Annotated in this window: 22 protein-coding genes; 10 read left to right on the top strand and 12 right to left on the bottom strand. The window is 65.9% G+C overall.

The window, feature by feature from the left end; genetic code table 11:
• Positions 1-334: 334 nt before the first annotated feature.
• From AC3FOF_RS04060 to AC3FOF_RS04045, 4 genes are all read left to right on the top strand, one after another.
• Positions 335-1,009: a response regulator gene (locus AC3FOF_RS04060; protein WP_488725840.1), complete on the top strand. Its 675-nt coding sequence runs from the start codon at positions 335-337 to the stop codon at positions 1,007-1,009.
• Between the two features lie 292 nt (positions 1,010-1,301).
• Entirely contained in the window at positions 1,302-1,667 is a 366-nt protein-coding gene (locus tag AC3FOF_RS04055; protein ID WP_017228459.1) for an ArsR/SmtB family transcription factor, read from the top strand.
• A gap of 27 nt (positions 1,668-1,694) precedes the next feature.
• Positions 1,695-1,916: a cation transporter dimerization domain-containing protein gene (locus tag AC3FOF_RS04050; protein ID WP_488725919.1), complete on the top strand. Its 222-nt coding sequence runs from the start codon at positions 1,695-1,697 to the stop codon at positions 1,914-1,916.
• Positions 1,917-2,291: 375 nt separating this feature from the next.
• Positions 2,292-2,483: a hypothetical protein gene (locus AC3FOF_RS04045; RefSeq protein WP_276266618.1), complete on the top strand. Its 192-nt coding sequence runs from the start codon at positions 2,292-2,294 to the stop codon at positions 2,481-2,483.
• 351 nt (positions 2,484-2,834) lie between these two features.
• Here the strand turns inward: AC3FOF_RS04045 and AC3FOF_RS04040 are convergent, their stop codons facing one another.
• The 4 genes from AC3FOF_RS04040 to AC3FOF_RS04025 form a co-directional block, all read right to left on the bottom strand.
• On the bottom strand, positions 2,835-3,215 hold the full coding sequence (locus tag AC3FOF_RS04040; protein ID WP_017228412.1) for a VOC family protein: 381 nt from the start codon (positions 3,213-3,215) through the stop codon (positions 2,835-2,837).
• A 165-nt stretch (positions 3,216-3,380) separates the two neighbouring features.
• Positions 3,381-4,343 carry a lysophospholipid acyltransferase family protein gene (locus AC3FOF_RS04035; RefSeq protein WP_488725839.1) on the bottom strand — a complete coding sequence of 321 codons (963 nt, stop codon included), beginning with the start codon at positions 4,341-4,343 and terminating at the stop codon, positions 3,381-3,383.
• A gap of 207 nt (positions 4,344-4,550) precedes the next feature.
• Positions 4,551-5,093 (bottom strand): hypothetical protein, encoded by a 543-nt coding sequence (locus tag AC3FOF_RS04030; RefSeq protein ID WP_488725838.1) that lies wholly within the window; start codon positions 5,091-5,093, stop codon positions 4,551-4,553.
• A gap of 64 nt (positions 5,094-5,157) precedes the next feature.
• Positions 5,158-5,544, bottom strand: coding sequence for a hypothetical protein (locus AC3FOF_RS04025; protein ID WP_488725837.1), 387 nt, complete (start codon positions 5,542-5,544; stop codon positions 5,158-5,160).
• Positions 5,545-5,586: 42 nt separating this feature from the next.
• Here AC3FOF_RS04025 and AC3FOF_RS04020 point away from each other — a divergent pair, with 42 nt between their 5' ends.
• Positions 5,587-5,874 (top strand): DUF6506 family protein, encoded by a 288-nt coding sequence (locus AC3FOF_RS04020; RefSeq protein WP_017228405.1) that lies wholly within the window; start codon positions 5,587-5,589, stop codon positions 5,872-5,874.
• 68 nt (positions 5,875-5,942) lie between these two features.
• Here the strand turns inward: AC3FOF_RS04020 and AC3FOF_RS04015 are convergent, their stop codons facing one another.
• The 3 genes from AC3FOF_RS04015 to AC3FOF_RS04005 form a co-directional block, all read right to left on the bottom strand.
• Positions 5,943-6,710, bottom strand: coding sequence for a helix-turn-helix transcriptional regulator (locus AC3FOF_RS04015; RefSeq protein ID WP_276266614.1), 768 nt, complete (start codon positions 6,708-6,710; stop codon positions 5,943-5,945).
• A 132-nt stretch (positions 6,711-6,842) separates the two neighbouring features.
• Positions 6,843-7,772: a helix-turn-helix domain-containing protein gene (locus AC3FOF_RS04010; RefSeq protein ID WP_276266613.1), complete on the bottom strand. Its 930-nt coding sequence runs from the start codon at positions 7,770-7,772 to the stop codon at positions 6,843-6,845.
• A gap of 309 nt (positions 7,773-8,081) precedes the next feature.
• Entirely contained in the window at positions 8,082-9,110 is a 1,029-nt protein-coding gene (locus AC3FOF_RS04005) for a LacI family DNA-binding transcriptional regulator (RefSeq protein ID WP_488725836.1), read from the bottom strand.
• Between the two features lie 373 nt (positions 9,111-9,483).
• On the opposite strand from AC3FOF_RS04005, the gene AC3FOF_RS04000 reads away from it, so the two are divergent.
• From AC3FOF_RS04000 to AC3FOF_RS03985, 4 genes are all read left to right on the top strand, one after another.
• On the top strand, positions 9,484-10,251 hold the full coding sequence (locus AC3FOF_RS04000) for a YoaK family protein (RefSeq protein WP_276266611.1): 768 nt from the start codon (positions 9,484-9,486) through the stop codon (positions 10,249-10,251).
• Between the two features lie 135 nt (positions 10,252-10,386).
• The gene (locus tag AC3FOF_RS03995) at positions 10,387-11,166 is read left to right on the top strand and encodes a MetQ/NlpA family ABC transporter substrate-binding protein (RefSeq protein ID WP_430869604.1); all 780 of its coding nucleotides are present in this window, start codon (positions 10,387-10,389) and stop codon (positions 11,164-11,166) included.
• Between the two features lie 128 nt (positions 11,167-11,294).
• Positions 11,295-12,689 (top strand): selenium-binding protein SBP56-related protein, encoded by a 1,395-nt coding sequence (locus AC3FOF_RS03990; RefSeq protein ID WP_017228398.1) that lies wholly within the window; start codon positions 11,295-11,297, stop codon positions 12,687-12,689.
• Between the two features lie 10 nt (positions 12,690-12,699).
• Positions 12,700-13,380, top strand: coding sequence for a hypothetical protein (locus AC3FOF_RS03985; protein ID WP_276266609.1), 681 nt, complete (start codon positions 12,700-12,702; stop codon positions 13,378-13,380).
• Between the two features lie 55 nt (positions 13,381-13,435).
• On the opposite strand, the gene AC3FOF_RS03980 is transcribed toward AC3FOF_RS03985, so the two are convergent.
• Genes AC3FOF_RS03980 through AC3FOF_RS03965 form a run of 4 tightly spaced genes read right to left on the bottom strand, consistent with a single transcriptional unit; the run spans position 13,436 to position 15,511 of the window.
• Positions 13,436-14,254: a c-type cytochrome gene (locus AC3FOF_RS03980; RefSeq protein ID WP_035807504.1), complete on the bottom strand. Its 819-nt coding sequence runs from the start codon at positions 14,252-14,254 to the stop codon at positions 13,436-13,438.
• A 57-nt stretch (positions 14,255-14,311) separates the two neighbouring features.
• Entirely contained in the window at positions 14,312-14,743 is a 432-nt protein-coding gene (locus AC3FOF_RS03975; protein WP_276266608.1) for a YeeE/YedE family protein, read from the bottom strand.
• 1 nt (position 14,744) lies between these two features.
• Positions 14,745-15,179, bottom strand: coding sequence for a YeeE/YedE family protein (locus tag AC3FOF_RS03970; RefSeq protein ID WP_488725835.1), 435 nt, complete (start codon positions 15,177-15,179; stop codon positions 14,745-14,747).
• Positions 15,173-15,511, bottom strand: a complete 339-nt coding sequence (locus AC3FOF_RS03965; RefSeq protein WP_035807508.1) for a metalloregulator ArsR/SmtB family transcription factor — start codon at positions 15,509-15,511, stop codon at positions 15,173-15,175. The genes AC3FOF_RS03970 and AC3FOF_RS03965 overlap by 7 nt, the downstream gene beginning before the upstream one ends.
• 127 nt (positions 15,512-15,638) lie before the next feature.
• Between AC3FOF_RS03965 and AC3FOF_RS03960 the strand changes: the two genes are divergently transcribed.
• On the top strand, positions 15,639-16,499 hold the full coding sequence (locus tag AC3FOF_RS03960) for a TatD family hydrolase (RefSeq protein WP_488725834.1): 861 nt from the start codon (positions 15,639-15,641) through the stop codon (positions 16,497-16,499).
• Between the two features lie 10 nt (positions 16,500-16,509).
• Here AC3FOF_RS03960 and AC3FOF_RS03955 read toward each other — a convergent pair whose 3' ends face one another.
• Positions 16,510-16,908, bottom strand: a complete 399-nt coding sequence (locus AC3FOF_RS03955; RefSeq protein WP_017225065.1) for an OsmC family protein — start codon at positions 16,906-16,908, stop codon at positions 16,510-16,512.
• Positions 16,909-16,918 lie beyond the last annotated feature (10 nt).

The raw sequence follows: 16,918 nt of genomic DNA, 5'->3' as shown, positions 1-16,918 counted from the left end.
CGGACATGCCTCTGCGCCACGGGGCGACGACGTGAAGGCAATGCGCAGCAAGATTGGGAAATTTCGCAACCCGGCGGCGACGCGCTGGAGATACAGTCAGCGTTCCACCGATGATGTCCTCGCCGGAACGCCGCGCCGCAGTCGATACCGTTAGCCACGGCCGCCGCGCGCCGGATGCTGCCTGGACCAGAGATCAAGGAGATAAGGCATGAGCGATGTCAGCCGCCTGAGTCAGGGCGACTCACCAGAGCCAATCGGGCCAATCCAGCCAGCGCAGCCATCCTGGCCGCCGCCCGTGCCCGCGCGTCCGGCCTGCCGCCCGCGGAGTTAGCCCATGCAGTCGCCCCCCCTCCCCGCCAAAGCGCAAATCGTGATCGCCGACGATCATCCCGTGGCGCTGCTGGGCCTGCAGGGTCTGGTTGCGCAACTGAACGGCATGGAAATAGCCGGCGTCGCCCGGGACTCGACCGAGACCCTCGCACTCTTGCGCCAGCGGCCGTGCAACATCCTGCTGACGGACTACGTGATGCCGGGAGGCGCCTGCGGCGATGGCCTGCATATGATCCTGTTCCTGCGCCGGCGCTATCCCAAGCTGCCAATCGTGGTGATCACCATGCTGGATGCGCCAGCGCTGATCGGCAAGCTGGTCAGGTGCAAGCGGCTATCCGTGGTCAGCAAGCGGGACCATGCCTTTCACATACAGGCCGCCCTGGGTACGGCGCTCGCCGGCGGTCAGTATCTGTCACCCGTCATCGAGCACCTGCTGAAAGGCGTCGCCGTGCCGGCTGACGCGAGAATCCGTATCGGCCTGCTGAGCCCGCGGGAAACCAATGTGATCCGGCGCTACCTGTCCGGCATGTCCGTCAGCCAGATCGCTGCCGAACTGGGCCGCAGCATCAAGACCGTCAGCACCCAGAAGATGTCCGCCATGCGCAAACTTGGCGTGCACAGCGATCTGGAACTGTACGGCTACGCCGCGTCCAGCGACCTGCTCGGCCCGAGCCGCTGACCGCCTGATCCGGCCGGGAGGCCGCTATCGCCATATGCGGCGGAGCGGAGTCCGGCATCGACCTCCCCCCTTCGGCGCGCTACCGTGCCGTGCGGGTCGAGTACGCCACCGTGCTGCCGGGGCATCACGCCCGCCGCGCGGAAGGAAGCGGCAAGGCGCGGCGGCGTTCTCTCGGCGCCTCGTCTTCCGGAAGGCGCATCGGGCCCGGTTCTTCAGGTGTGCCCCGCTCGCACTCGCGCTCATCCGCTTTTTGGCGGAAAATACGCGCATTTCCTGTCAAGATGCGCCCAAAATGCACAGTGACTCCGCTGTCAAAGCCCTTGCCGCACTCGCGCAGCAATCGCGCCTGGCGATCTTCCGCCTGCTGGTCCAGGCCGGTCTCGAAGGCATCCACGCCGGGCGGATCGGCGAAACGCTGGGCCTGGCGCCGGCGACCCTGTCGTTCCACCTCAAGGAACTTGCCAACGCCGGCCTGATCGCCAGCCGGCAGGAAGGCCGGCATGTCATCTACCAGGCCCAGTACGAGCGGATGAACGAACTGCTTGGATTCCTGATGGAACACTGCTGCGAAGGCGACCCGAAGGGCTGTGGAGCCCCCTCCTTCGAATGCCAGCCGAAAGAACCGGCGCGATACGGGGCGCCAAGGGACCAGAAGTAATCCCGGCTTGAAGACACCGTCGCGGGCATACGGGAAACGCTTCTCGCCGTCCATGGCGTAGCGGGCATACATGAGTTGCGTACGCGAAAAACGGGCGACCTGGTCGTCGTGGATGTGTATCTTGAGGTTGACTACCGGCTGTCCGTCATCGAAGCGCATGAGATTTCGGAATCCGCCCGCTACTGCGTCATCGAGCGCCATCGCGTCGCTGACGTCATGACCCACGTCGACCCGGTCGGCAGGGGATAGGACCGGAATCCATCGACGCCACCCTGCCGGCGCAGAAAAACGCCCCGCCCACCGGGGGATAGGCGAGGCGCAAAGCGCGGACAGGTGGGTCAGACCTGCCCGCGAAGTTCCGAGACTAACCGCGTCCACTGGATTGGAAAGTGGGTTAGCGCACCGCCCGCTGCTGCCAGCGATGAAAACGCGGATGCCGGCTGCCTCCAGCCCTGGGCAATGGCGCCTGCGTGCGGCGCGGCCGGCGCTTGGTGCGCTCTCAAAATTCGCCTGCCGCTGCCGTTATCTCCAATGCGGCCGGCGGTGTCATGCCGTATCCTGGCGCCCCGCGCGACCGGCAGCGCCAAATAGCGCCTCAGGGCGCAACGATGCCAATAGACCACTATGCAATCCGACCTGATACCGCTGGCCGAACTTGGCTGCATCCTCACGGCAGTGCTTTTTACGGCACTCGCCATCCGGCACGCCAGAAAGCAGACTCGCCTGAACCAGCACATCACCGAACTGGAACGGCAGCTCCGCGAACGCGTGGCAAAGCGCCAGGACGCGCCCGGAGAAACGCGTTTCTCCGGCTGACCAGCGGCGCCTGCGCCAGGCAAGGCACACCTGGGCGAAAACTAGCGCGAGAACAGCGAGGGGAAATAGGGGCTTCTCTCTATACGGCGTCCCCCCGGGAATACGTATGATCCGTTCCGTGACAAGTCGCAGCGCATAAGTTGCTAAGTCTGATAGCTGACCAGGAGCGGCCCTGCCGCCTGGAACGACTTGATTGCCGGTCTTCGCAGCGTGATTCCAGCATGCTCACACAGGCCACAGAGCCAAACGGGGCAGGATCAACGGAGTGTCGATGTCGCGGGGTGTAAAAAGCCATTCTTCGGAATGGTTTTTTTTATGCCCGTGATAACTGGGCGAATTCTTGCTTGCGGCTTAAGCGGGTTCGAGCACCGACAGAATATTGCCGGCCGGATCCTTGAACCAGGCGATCACCGGCCCGCCGCTTGCACGGCAAATCCCCCGCGCGTCGGTCTGCAGGCCGGGGGCATCATAGATCTCGAACCGCACCCCGCGCTTGCCGAGCTGTTCCACGGCACGGTCCACGCTGTCCACGGGAAAATTCAACACGGTAAATGTCGCGGGCGCGTGATCGGGCTTGGGATAGAGCAGCACGGTGTTGCCGCCAGCCAACTGCAGCGTCAGCAGATCCCCGGACCGGGTCACCTCCAGGCCGAGCGTGCCGCCGTAGAAATCCAAGGCTTTCGCGATGTCGTTGATCGAATAGCCGCAAAATGCGTGACTGTTGCGCAGCATGGCGGTCTCCTTGCATGGCATGGAATCGACGTCGGAACGAACCGGGCGTGGGCCCTCCATGGGCAAGTATTGTCCACAGGGAGGCAGGACTCAACCAGCCTGCACCGACGCCGGCGGTCCCGCTGGCGCGGCAGGATGGCCTGCCGGCACCCCGGTGGCCTATGCTCAGCAGCGCGACGGATCGTCGCCGCCGGCCCCCTCGGGAGCAAGATATGACCGTGGCGCCGCGGGCCCGGCTGCCGCCACCGCCGGTGGCGCGGATGGGACGGGCGGTGCCCCCGCCGGCACCTTGTACCGGTTATAGCTCCAGAGATACTGCTCAGGGAATCGCCGGATCAGTGCCTCCATTGCCTCGTTCAGCAGCGCTGCCTGCTCCGCCGCAGCGGACGGCAAGGGCTCCGGCAGCCGCACGTAGTGCAGACGCCATCCCCGGCCCTTGGGCAACCGCTCGCCCGCCGCCAGGATGACGGGCACGCCGGTCTGCACGGCCAGCTTTCCGGGCAACGTCATGGTATAGGCCATACGGCCGAAGAACGGAACCCACACGCCTTCGCCAACGCTGGGCGCCTGGTCGGGCAGCAGGCCGACCGCCCTGCCATGGCGCAGCGCCCGCACGAAGGCGCGCACGCCCTGCGCGGCGGCGGGCACCACCTCCAGGCTCGACATATGGCGGGCGGTTTCCAGCACCGGCGCCAGCATTTCCTTGCGCGGGGGCCGGAACATGATCGTCAGCGGCAGGCGCTGCGCGGTATAGCGCGCGGTGATCTCGAAGCATCCCAGGTGCGGTGTCAGGAACAGGATGCCCCGCCCCTCGTCGATGGCCGCCTGGACCACATCCCAGTCGTCCGTGACCACGCGCGCCACGCTCTGCTGCGTGCGGAACCACACACGTGGCAGTTCGAGGATCATGGCGCCCGCCTCCGCCGCCGAGCGGCGGGCGAATGCGGCATCCGGATAGCCGGCCAGGGACGCGTTGGCGCGCAAGCGCTGCCGGTACCTGCCGGGGAAGGTGTAGATCAGCCGGCCAAGCACGCGGCCGGCCGCCTGTAGCACGGGTAGGGGTAAGACAGCTATCAGCCTGAATGCAAACTGCAGTATGCCGGCCCCATGTCGAGAAGCATTGCCCATGGTTGCACTGGATTAGTCACCGCTTGCGCGCAGGCTTGCGCTGCCTTTTTTCAGGCGTGCCGCGGCCCCGCTGGGTAACACTGGTATCAGTGTGCGATTTTGGCAAAAATACCCGGCGTTGAAAAGCCATGGCGGCGTTCAGCACGCGGAACGCTCTGTTCTGAAAAAACGAATAATCCCCGCCAGGCGGCCACACCCATGCACAATCTATGTTCTGGAAATCCTGACCATCCCAACTTCATGAATGTAATCGGATAACGCTTCGTGGTTATCCGCCAGGATCCGAACGATTTCTTTAAGATCGCCGATGGTGTAATTGAATTCCATATCGGTACGTTCGATGAACGTCTCGGTCAGCGCATTGAAATCGTCCCGCAGCGGCGTGATGCCCGATGGAAGTCCGATGATCCAGTTCGGCTGGACCGAGCCGGAATGCTGACTGGATGTCCACGCAGAGTGCGCGATATCGTGCCGCAATGGCGCATACGTATGCGGTATCAGCAAGTAGGCGCAGATCCGGTCGAACTGATCCATCGGAATCCTGCGCTGGCGCAGCAGGTCGAGCAGCGTTGCCCGCTTTCCGCCGAAATCAAGGCGGCGCGTGAGCAGCATCACTGCCGCGGCATCCGTGCCGCAGAGCGCCGCCATGATCTCCTGCATCAGCAATTCGTATCGCGCGAACCACTGGACGATGGCGCCAAAGAGCTGCAGGTGCTGCGCAGTGAGGCAGTCCGGGAGATGGTCGTTCATTTTCAGTTCCTCCGATGCGGATCGTGTCCGCGTTACCCGTTAGCCGTTGCTCGTTACCCAGGTGCTATGGCCCTGCGTGCGCAGCGGTAGACGACATTGCCTTGTCTCCCGGCAATTGCGAGACATGCCAGCCGCCGCCGAAGGCCTCGATCAGCGCGACGCTGGCGATCAGCCGGTTCTCGCGTATGGTCAGTGCGGCCTGTTCGTTGCCCAGCGCGGTGGCTTGCGCGGTAACGACACTGGTATAGGGAACGGCGCCCGCCTTGTACTCGTTGATGGTCAGTTGCACCGCCTGTCGCGCCAGGCGCACGGCCTCGTCCTGCACGCCGGACTGCTCGCCGAAAAAAAATCCAAGCCCTGAAATGACTGAGAACACGCCAAAATAGTCTTTGACGATCTTATCCTCAATTGCAAGAATCAGACACGCCAACGTACATCGAGCATCAAGCATCGAACACGTTCATCGAATCGAATCGCCAAAAAGGAGAACGACATGGCGCTAACCAAATTCGGATTCATCGTCACCGGAGACAACTTCGTCCAACCCCAGGGCACCGAAAAATTCTCAATGAAAGTCATTGGCATCTCGCACCCATCGGAAGGCATCGCCGCCGCACAGGAACTGGTCGCCGACGGCATACAGCTGATCGAACTCTGCGGAGGATTCAGCCCGGTCTGGGCGGGAAGGATCATCGAAGCGATCGACTACGCAGTACCTGTCGGCGTCGTAGCATATGGACCGGAATCGATCGATAAGATGCATGCGCTCTTCCTGGCGTGACACCAGGCTGCTGCCACAGGCGGAAGCCGGCATCGCCCAGATGCGCGCATGGCAGCGCGCCATCACCGCTACCCCGGCAGCAACCCCATCGCAATCGCCGTACGCACGGCCTGCAGCCGGTTGCCCACGCCCAGCTTGCGCATCACGTTGCGCATATGATGGGAAATGCCATGCTCGGAGATGCCAAGGATCTGCCCGGCCTCCCAGGACGTCTTGCCTTGCGCTACCCAGCGCAGCACTTCCAGCTCTCGCGCGGTCAGCGCCGCCTCCGGTACGGAAGGTCCGCGCACGAGCGCGCAGAAGCGGTCCAGCACGGACTGCGTAAGCGCCGGGCCGAACAGGCGCGCCCGGCAAATGGCGGCCTCATCGTCACCCGGCATGCCGTCGAGCGACAGCAGTGCCAACGTTCCCACCTCGCGGCTGGGCATGCTGGCGGAAAAGGCGATGGCCGCGGTCAGGCGCCGGTCCAACTCGGCCCGCGCCACGCTGTCGCTGGCCGGCAGCAGCAGCGGCTGGCCGCTGCTGCACACCACCGGCACCAGCGAATCGCGCGCCTTGACCACCAGCGCCGCCAATGCTTCGCCGTGCGCTTCCGGTGCCAGGCTGGCACCACCCGGCAGGCTGGTCAGCGAAGCCGGCTGGGGCGGCGCCGAGCCGGGCGGCCCCTTGTAGCGCAAATAGAAATGGTTGAACCCGAGCAGCCGCGCTGCCGTGCAGACGGCTCCGGCCAGGCCGTCGATATCCTGGGCGCGATCGATATCGCCAAGCAGCGTGGCCAGGGCGGATGGGGCGTCGGCGGGGATCGCGGCGCCAAGCGAGAGATCCGGCGAACTCATGATGGGAAGGCTTCACTCCTGCGGCGGGCCGCCATACGGCAAGGTAGGGCACGGTAAGGCGACGAGCCCAAACCTCAATCATAAGCGGCTTTCGCCAGCCGGCAGCGAGTCGATGCGAACCCGCCCCGGCGGCTAGGACCGGCGCTCGCGCCGCCAGGTGCCCGGCGGGATGCCGACGAAGCGGCCAAACACACGCGTCAGGTGGCTCTGGTCGGCAAAGCCGGCTTCCACGGCAACCTGCGCCAGCGACATCTCCTCCTGCTCTGCCATCAGCGCCTTGGCTCGGTCGACGCGGTACCGCTGCAGCCAGCGGTGCGGCGTCACGCCAGCCTTCTCCTTGAAGGCCTTGGCAAAATGGCCGCGCGACAAGCCGCAGGCCTGCGCCACCTCGTCCAGCGACACCGGCTGCGCGCTGGCGGCAGCCAGATACTCCTTGGCGCGGTGCTCCTGCGCATCGGACAGCGCCCCCCTCCTGGCTTCCGCCCGCACCGTCAGGCCGCCATAGGTATGCGCGAGGTGCGCCAGCACCGCCAGCAGTACCGTATCCACAAAGCGCGGCTGACACTGCGCGGGCAGCGCGAGGGATGGCAGGAGCGCCCGCGCCAGATGCGCCAGGGTCGGATCGGTATGCCCGGCGGCGCACGCGAGCCGGTGGATCGGCCTGGCATTGCATTCATCCGCGTAATCGTCCAGCGCCATGCGCGGCACATGGAACAGCAGGCAATCCAGCGGCGCTCCAACGTGGACGGAGACCTCGTCCTCCAGATCGACAATCAGCACGGCGTCGCGCGCATAGCCTTGCCGCAGCAGCGGCTTATCGCCGCGCCACAGTTCGTGATGGAGCGACGCCTCGAGATGCATCGCCACCACAAATGCCTCGGCAGCCGGCACCACGCGCTTGCGACCCTCATGCTGCGGTCCGCTGCGAACATGGGCAACCGCGACTTCCGAGCGGTGCGACGCGCTCAGGCTCGCCAGTTCCGGCGCTGACTGAATGCCGAAATACGCCGCGGCTTGCGCGCCGAAGGTATCTCCGCATGGCTGGCATATCGACTGCAGCATCCCCATCGTCTCTCCTGCCCCCGATCGATGCACCCGCCCCGGCAGCGGTGCGATTCTGTCCCTCTCGCATGACACCACCGGCATGCGGGAATGGTCACCAAGATTATGCAAACGTTTGCATTATGAGCGGGCAAGGAAAGAAATCAAGGATGCGCCGACTACAAGAATGTGTAGTTGACCCCGGGCGCGATTCCCGGAAGATGAGGGCTGTTGCCTGGAGCGCGCCTGCGCAGGGGCGTTTGGGACAATGGGACCTTGCCGCATGAAATCCACCCCGGAAGCATCCGGCATCGAAAGCCGGTTGCGCGCTCAGTCCGCGGGCGGTGCGGTCGAGCCTCTGACGATCAGCTGCGGGCACAGCACCACGCTGGCAACCTCGGCGCCCGCGTCCGCAATGCGCGCCAGCAGCAGGGTGGCGGCCCGCGCGCCCATCTCGTGAACAGCAATCCGGACAGTGGTGAGCGCAGGCGTGAGCGCATCCACGAAAGGCATATCGTTGTGGCCCACCACGGAGATACCGCCGGGGCAGGCGATCCCCTCCTCGCGGAAATGGTCGTAGCAGCCCAGCGCCAGCAGGTCGTTGCCGGCGGCGATCGCGGTCAGGCCGGGCGACTGCCCGAGCAGTGCGCGGCAGGCCTCGCGGCCCGCTTCGCGGCCGTAGTTCGCGGCCTCCACGATCAGCCATTCTCCTTTGCGCAGCTTGTGCCGCCGCACCGCCGAGATAAAGCCCTGCTTGCGCTGGTGGCCGGTGGACAGAGAGTCCGGCCCCGCGATATGGCCGATGCGCCGATGGCCCAGCGTCACGAGATGATCGACGGCCAGCCGCATCCCGACCGTGTTGTCGCTGACCACGCAGGGCACCCTGCCGAGATCTTCGCCGCGGTTGACCATCACCACCGGGATGCTCTGCCCGACGCAATAGTCCAGCACGGGATCCTCGCGCTCGGCCGTCGCCAGGATCAGGCCATCGACCTGGCGGCCCATCATCTGGTCGATGATGAAGCGCTGCCGGGCCTTGTCGGCGCCGACATTGACCACGATGGGCACATAGCCCTGCGAGGCGAGCACGCCTTCGAGCCCGGCCAGGATCGGCGCGAAGACAGGATTGGAAATATCCGGCAGCACCACGCCGACCAGCCCGGAACGCCTGGTGCGCAGGCCGGCCGCAATGCGATTCGGCCTGAAGCCGAGATCGTCGGCCATGCGCAGGATGCGCTCCGCCACATCGTCGGCGACCAGGTGCCGCGTGGCTGGGTTCATCACCCGGGACACGGTGGAGTAATGGACTTCCGCCTTCGCCGCCAGGTCCTTGAGGGTAATGCGCTTACGCTGGTCCATGACGGCAGGGAGGCTGGTGTGCGGTGAATGAGATCGCGCCATTTTAAGCGAAGGCCGCTGCGCCACTTCCTCGCTGGCCGGCCTCCCGGCACTATCGCGGATACGGCCCGGCCTCGTGTCCCTGCGGACGCACCCCTGGCGAGACATTGAGCATGCGGGTCTCCTGCGCCAGCGCTCGGCCCAGCGAAACGGCCATCACATCGAGCGCCGCCTCCGCGGCTGGATCGGCACGCGCGCCACGGCGAGCCTGTGGCCCGGTGGCGGATACGGCCTTTACCCACGCACAGCCGCGCCGCGCAGTGACGCTTCCACGCCATCGGGTTATGCTGCGGCACGGGCACGAGCCGTCCTTACCCAGGAACTGACGACAGCCATGCAGACCACTCCGCAATCGCTACCTCCGCAACCGCCGGCCAGCGCCGGCAACGTGATCAAGGCATCCCTGCTCAGCCTGGTGGCGGGCTATGTCGACGTGGTCGGTTTCATCGCCTTGTTCGGCCTGTTCACCGCACACGTGACGGGCAACTTTGTCATGCTCGGCGTGGAGCTTGCGCACTCGACCAGCGGCGTGGCGGCCAAATTGCTGGCACTGCCGGTCTTCATCGTTTCGGTCGCGTCCACCAAGATCGCGATCGACGCCATGCAGGCACGCGGCAGGCCGCCGCTCCCGCCGCTGCTGGCCGCGCAGTGCGCGCTGCTGACCCTGTTCATGCTGGCTGGCTACATGGCCTCGCCCATTACCTCGCCGGACATGCCTGCCGCCATCGCAACCGGCATGCTGGGCGTGGCCGCGATGGCGATCCAGAACACGCAATCCCGCATCGTGCTGACCGATCACGTGCCGACCACCATCATGACGGGCAACAGCACGCAGGCCATCATCGACCTGGTCGAAGTCATACACGGTCCGCCCGACAAGGCCGCGGCCGCCAAAAACCGCCTGCGCAAGATGGTCCCCGCCATCGCCGCGTTCGCGGGCGGCGCCATGGCCGGCGCGTATGCCTACGTGCTGGCGTCGTTCTGGTGCCTTGCCGCGCCCATCGCGATCCTGCTGGCGCTGGCCTGCAGCTACCGGCGCATGCAGGCGGGGCCCGAGGCCACCCCCGGCACGAGCGCGGCGCAAGCGGAACGGCGCGCATAGCACGCGCGCTTCTAAGCTAAGACGAAAGCATCAGTTCGCGCCGCGGCGCGCGCTTCCTATACTCGGCAGTCGGCCGCGGTGCGGCCACTCAACCCGGCGAGGAAGCAGACAATGAAGCGATGGCAAGCAGCCGCGATGGCGGCGCTACTGATGGTAATCGGCACCGGCGCGAGCCAGGCCCAGGACAAGACAAGAATCAAGGTCGGTGTTTCGGTCGGCAACGCCGAGCAGACCTTCGAGGTGGTCCGCAAGGTTGCCGCGCGCGACGGGCTGGAGATCCAGCTGATCACCTTCAGTGACTACCTGCAGCCCAACGAGGCGCTGGCCGCCGGCGACCTGGACGCCAACGCCTTCCAGCACAAGCCCTTCCTGGACAGCCAGATCAAGGCGCGCGGCTACAAGATCGTGCCGGTCGGCCTGACCCTGACCGCGCCGCTCGGCATCTACTCGAAGAAGTTCAAGTCGGTCGACCAGTTGCCGCAGGGCGCGCGCATCGGCATCCAGAACGATCCGTCCAACGGCAACCGGGCGCTGCTGCTGTTGCAAAAAGCCGGGCTCGTCAGGCTCAAGCCCGGCGTGGGCGAGAACGGTGTCAATGCCACCCCGCTGGACGTGGTGGAGAATCCGAAGAAGCTCAAGCTGATCGAGCTTGACGCGGCGCAGTTGCCGCGCGCGCTGGACGACCTCGCCGCGGCCTCGATCAACAACGACTACGCCTACCGCGCCGGCCTCTCGCTGCAGCGCGACACCATCGCGGTGGAAGACGCGCGCGGCCCCTACGCCAACCTGATCGCCGCCCGCGCGGAAGACAAGGACAAGCCGTGGGTGAAGAAGCTGGTGAAGGCCTACCAGTCGGAGGAGGTACGCAGGTTTATCGAGACCGAGTTCAAGGGATCGCTGATTCCGGCGTTCTGAGCGTGCCTGCGCAAGACCCCGGCGCGCCCAGGCCCCGCACGGCCGGGGCACCTCCGCCGCGATGTGTCCTATAGTTCAAAGTCTGCGATGCCCCGCGGCATCCAGGCAAAAGCACAAGGAGGCACATCATGGCGACCTGGAAGCCGGACCCCAGCTTTTACCCGTCGCCGCGGCTGGCGGCAAAGGCGCCGCCCGAGGCACTCGCCTATGTAGCGATGTTCGATCCGACGCGCAGCCAGCCGGACGCTATTGCCGTGGTCGACGTCGATCCGGCCTCCAACACCTACGCCACCATCGTCGGGCAGGTGAGCGTGCCGTACGCAGGCGACGAGCTGCATCACTTCGGCTGGAATGCCTGCTCGTCCTGTCTCTGCCCGAACGCCCCGCACCCGCATATGGAGCGACGCTACCTGGTAGTGCCGGGCTTGCGTTCGTCCCGCATCTACATCATGGACACCAGGCCCGATCCGCTGCGGCCATCCATCATCAAGGTGATCGAGCCCGGCGAACTGGCCGTGCGCACCGGCTACTCGCGCCCGCATACCGTGCACTGCGGCCCCGGCGGAATCTATGTAAGCGCGCTGGGCAACGGCGAAGGCAAGGGACCGGGCGGCATCATGCTGCTCGACCAGGAGAGCTTCGAACCGCTCGGGCAGTGGGAGGTGGAGCGCGGCCCTCAGTATTTCGCCTACGATGGCTGGTGGCATCTCGGCTATGACACACTGGTCACCAGCGAATGGGGCACGCCCGATATGGTCGAGGACGGCCTCGTGCCCGAGATCCTGCTCGGCTCGCGTTACGGCCGCCGCCTGCATTTCTGGGATCTGACCAGGCGCCGCCACCTGCAGGAAATCGACTTCGGCGAAGAGCACCAGCTCGTGTTCGAGCTGCGTCCCGCCCACGACCCGACCAAGGCATACGGCTTCGTCAACTGCGTGATCAGCCTGAAAGACCTGTCTTCCTCGATCTGGACCTGGTACCGGGACGGCGAAAAATGGGCGGTGCGCAAGGTCATCGACATCCCCGCCGAGCCCGCGGACCCGGACCTGCTCCCGCCCATCCTCAAGGGCTTCAAGGCGGTGCCGCCGCTGGTGAGCGATATCGACCTGTCGATGGACGACCGCTTCCTCTACGTATCGTGCTGGGGCACCGGCGACCTGCTGCAGTACGACGTCTCCGACCCCTTCGCCCCAAAGCAGACCGGCCGCGTACGCATTGGCGGCATCGTCTCGCGCGCCACGCATCCCGGCGCCGGCGGCGCCGCGCTGAACGGCGGCCCGCAGATGGTCGAGGTCAGCCGCGACGGACGGCGCGTCTATTTCACCAACTCGCTCTATGGTGCGGTCGATGGGCAGTTCTACCCGGAGGGCATCGAGGGCTGGATGGTCAAGCTGGACGCGGCGCCTGACGGCGGCATCGCCTTCGACCCGCGCTTCTTCCTGCGCTGGCCGGCAGGGCATCGCCCGCACCAGGTAAGGCTGCAGGGGGGCGACTGCTCGTCGGATTCCTACTGCTACCCGTAGCCGCCTTGTCATGAACGCCACTGCCGGCATCCCGCTAGGCACGTACGTGGCCACCCAGTGGTCCACGCTATGGCCGCTCTGGTGGCCCTGGTTGGCCATTGCCGCGCTCGGCCTGTTCCACGGCGTCAATCCCGCCATGGGCTGGCTGTTCGCGGTGGCGCTCGGGCTGCAGCGCGGGCACCGCAAGATCGTGTTGCTGGCACTGCTGCCGATCGCGCTCGGCCACGCGCTGGCGGTCGCCCTGGTGCTGGCCGCCGCGCTGAGCCTTGGCAGCATGCTCGACCCTCGCTTGCTGGCACGCGCTGGCGGCGCCGTATTGATCGGCTGGGCCGCCTGGCACGCCCTGCGCGGCCACCGCCAGCGCCCGCGCGTGGGCATGCGGGCCGGCATGGCCGGGCTGGCGTTGTGGTCGTTCCTGATGGCCGGCACGCATGGCGCGGGGCTGATGCTGGTACCGGCGCTGCTGCCGCTGTGCAGCGCCGTGGCCGCGCCAGCCTCCGGCGGCCCGCTCTGGTCCGCGGTGCTGGCGCTCGGGCTGCACACGCTGGCCATGCTGCTTGCCATCGGCGCCATGGCATTGCTGGTGTACGACCACATCGGCGTGGGCTTCCTGCGCACCGGGTGGATCAATCTCGACCGGGTCTGGACCCTGGCATTGGCGGCTTGCGGTGCGCTCTTGCTGTTGTCGTAGGGGAACTTGCTGAGGCGCGGCCCCGGCTACGCCGGAACGGACCGCAGCCCGCCCGCTAACGCGCGTCCTTCGGCCGGTCGCCCTTGGGCCAGTCCTTGGCCCGGCCAGGAAAATCGGGCCTGGGCTGTTCGGTAAAGAAGGCGGCAACGTCCACGGCATCCTGGGCAGACAGCGTTCCGCCCTGGCCGAGCGGCATGTTGTGCTTGACGAAGGCCGCCGCCGTGTACATCCGCGCCATCCCCGCCCCCACGTTGAATGCATCCTTCCCCCAGACCGGCGGGAAAACGTAGCCGCCCTGCGGATTGGCCACGCCTTGCCCTTCGGCGCCATGGCATGACGCGCACTGCGCCGCGTAGACCGCCCTGCCATGCGCGCGGTCCGGCCGCAACGCGGTGTCAATTTTCTCGAAGCCCCTGCCGGTCACGTTGGTGCCGGCCGGGACGCCGGTGGACAACCACTTCATATAGGCCAGGATGGCGTTCATCTCGGCCGAGTCGAACGCCAGCGGCTTGCCGTTCATCGAGCGCTGGAAGCAATCGTTGACACGTTCCTGCAGCGAGATGATCTTGCCGCTGCGGGCGCGGTACTCCGGAAACGCCCCGGCCAGCCCTACCCAGGGCGAGGCATAGGCCACGGTCCCGCCGTTCAGGTGGCAATTGGTACAGTTCAGGCCATTCCCGACATTGCCGGGCAGTTGCCTGCGCGTGTCGGACAGCAGTTCCTTGCCGCGCTTGATGGCGTCGCCCATCGGCCCGGCCGGAATCGAGGCCGCGTCCGGTACGGTCAACGCGACGTTCGCCGGCTGGGAAAGCGCAGGCAGGCTGGCTGCCGCCAGCACCGCAAACGCCATGGCGCCATGTTTTATCGTTTTCATTCTTGTCTCCCTTTGTTGTTCTGTTGTATTCAACGGATTGGCGATTCAGGACACCGTCTAGGCTTGCTGCCGGCCGGGTTTCATCCGATCGGCCAGCTCAAAGACCGCCATCCCGGCCAGCATGGCCGCAACGAAGCCCCACGCTTTCGGGTAGCCGGCGCCCAGCGCCACCAGCGCCGGTCCCGGGCAGAAGCCGGCAATGCCCCAGCCGATGCCGAACGCCGCGCTGCCCAGCACGAGCCTCGGTGTCACGGCGGTGCTTGCCGGAAGCTGCAAGGGCAGCCCCAGGAGCGTGCGCGTGCGGCGCCTGGCAACCAGGAAGGCGAGCGAGCCGACCGCGATCGCGCCGACCATCACAAACGCCAGCGACGGATCCCAGCTTCCCGCCAGATCGAGGAAGCCCAGCACCTTGGCCGGGTTGGCCATGCCGGAAAGCATCAGGCCGATGCCAAACAGCAGGCCTGCCACCAATGCAATGAATGCCATCATTTCAGCCTCCGCTCAGATGCCGTTGCACGAAAACGGTCACGAAGCCGGCCGCCATGAACGTCGCCGTGGCGACGAGCGAGCGGATCGAGCCGCGCGAGATACCGCAGACGCCATGCCCACTGGTGCAGCCGCTGGCATAGCGCGTGCCCATGCCGACCAGGAAGCCCGCTGCCAGGATCTGGCCCCAGCCCGCGTCGATATCGGCAATGGCGGGATGGCCCAGCAGGCTCGCCAGGATGGGAGCCCCGACCAGCCCGGCCAAGAAGGCCACGCGCCAGGCCATGTCGCGGCGCGGCAGGCTTAGCAAGCCGCCCAGGATGCCGCTGATGCCGGCGATACGGCCGTTGAACAGGACAAGCACGGCGGCGGCGCCGCCGATCACGAGTCCGCCGGCCAGGGACAAGCCGGGCGTAAAGCTGGCCAGGTCGATCAACATGTGGGTTCCTCCCCTGGTGTGGCGCAAAACTGCGCATACAGCACGGTCATCACGGCAATCGCTTCCGTGCTGACAATCGAATAAAAGATGCTCTTGCCATCGCGGCGTGTAGCTACCAGGCCGTTTTCACGCAGCACGCCCAGTTGCTGGGAAAGCGTCGGCTGGCGTATGCCGAGCCGCGCCTCCAGTTCGCCGACGGATAGCTCGCCTTGCGACAACTGGCACATCAGCAGCAGGCGATCGGGATTCGCCAGCACCTTGAGCAGCGCGCAGGCGCTGGCCGCGGCGGCCTGCATGGTACCCAGGTCAATAGCGGCGTGATCCGTGTTCATGAGGCGCACCAACAGTTTACTGATTGATATTATATAAAATAATATACTATTTGTGAACAGAATGTGTGTGACGCCCCTGGAAGGCCAGGACGCAAACGGCCATCCAAAGGCGCCACCCCGGCCGCCGGTGGGCACACGCCTGGCGTTAGACTGCATGCCTGCCAACCACCGGCAGTTCCTGCCTCCCCTTGTAGACATGCACCTGAAACTGATCGATATCGGCGTCAACTTTCATTCCTCCCAACTGGTCCCGCACACCGACGCGATTCTCGAGCGCGCAACGGCGGCCGGCGTCGTGGCCATGCTGGCAACCGGCACCTCGCTGGAATCAAGCCGCAATGCACGCGACCTGGCCAGCCGGCACCCCCGCCTTCTCTACGCCACCGCTGGCATCCACCCGCATACCGCAAAAACCTGGTCGCCGGAGGTTTTGCGAGCCCTGCAGGCCCTCTGGGAAAGCCCCGACGTGGTTGCGGTGGGGGAATGCGGGCTGGACTACAACCGGAATTTCTCGACACCCGCCGATCAGCGCCATGCCTTCGAAGCGCAGCTCGAGGCGGCGGTGCAATGGAAAAAGCCGCTGTTCCTCCATTGCCGGGACGCGTTCGACGATTTCCACGCGATGGTGGCAGGCGCGGTCCGCGCGGGCGCGCATGGCGTGGTGCACTGCTTCACCGGCGCGGCCGATGAGGCGGCCGCGTTCGTGGAACTGGGACTGGAGATCGGGATTACGGGCTGGGTAACCGATCTCAACCGCGGCCAGGCCCTGCGGGAGGCGGTGCAAGCCATCCCGCTCGAACGCCTGCACCTGGAGACGGACGCGCCCTACCTCGGCCCGAAAAATCACAAGAACCGGCGGCCCTACAACGAGCCCGCCAACCTGCCGTGGATCGCGGAGGCGGTCGCCGGGCTGAAAGGCATGGCGGTAGACGACGTAGCCAGCCAGTGCACCAGCAACAGCCGCCGCCTGTTCGGCCTGCCGGGCTAGCGCCTTTCCGCTAGCGGAATATCGTTTCGATGCTGGTGGTGCCCTTCAGGAACAATGTCACCGGCGTGCGCTCGCACAGCTCTGCCAGCTGGGCCCGTTCGGCTTCGGCGAGCTCGCGCCCCACCGCGACCTCCCTGAGGATGAAGCGTACGTGGCCGAGTTTTTCAAACGTGGCGAAGACACGGATCTGCCCGAGATCCCACCCTTTGCGCCCGGCGTACATTTTCAGCGTGGCCGCGGTGCAGGAAGCGAGCCCGCAGAGCACAAATGCAAACGGCTCGGGGCCACGGTCTGCGCCCCCGAGGCTGGCCGGTTCGTCGCCGGTGAGAACATGCGCGTCGACCTGCAGATTCACCAGGTAGTTGGGGGCGCTGGCTTCGATGGTGGCGATTGCTTGCGCACTATGCATGACTTGTCTC

It is taken from the genome of Cupriavidus sp. 96C5-1 (assembly GCF_057798855.1).
This window is presented reverse-complemented; position numbering and strand designations above follow the sequence as displayed.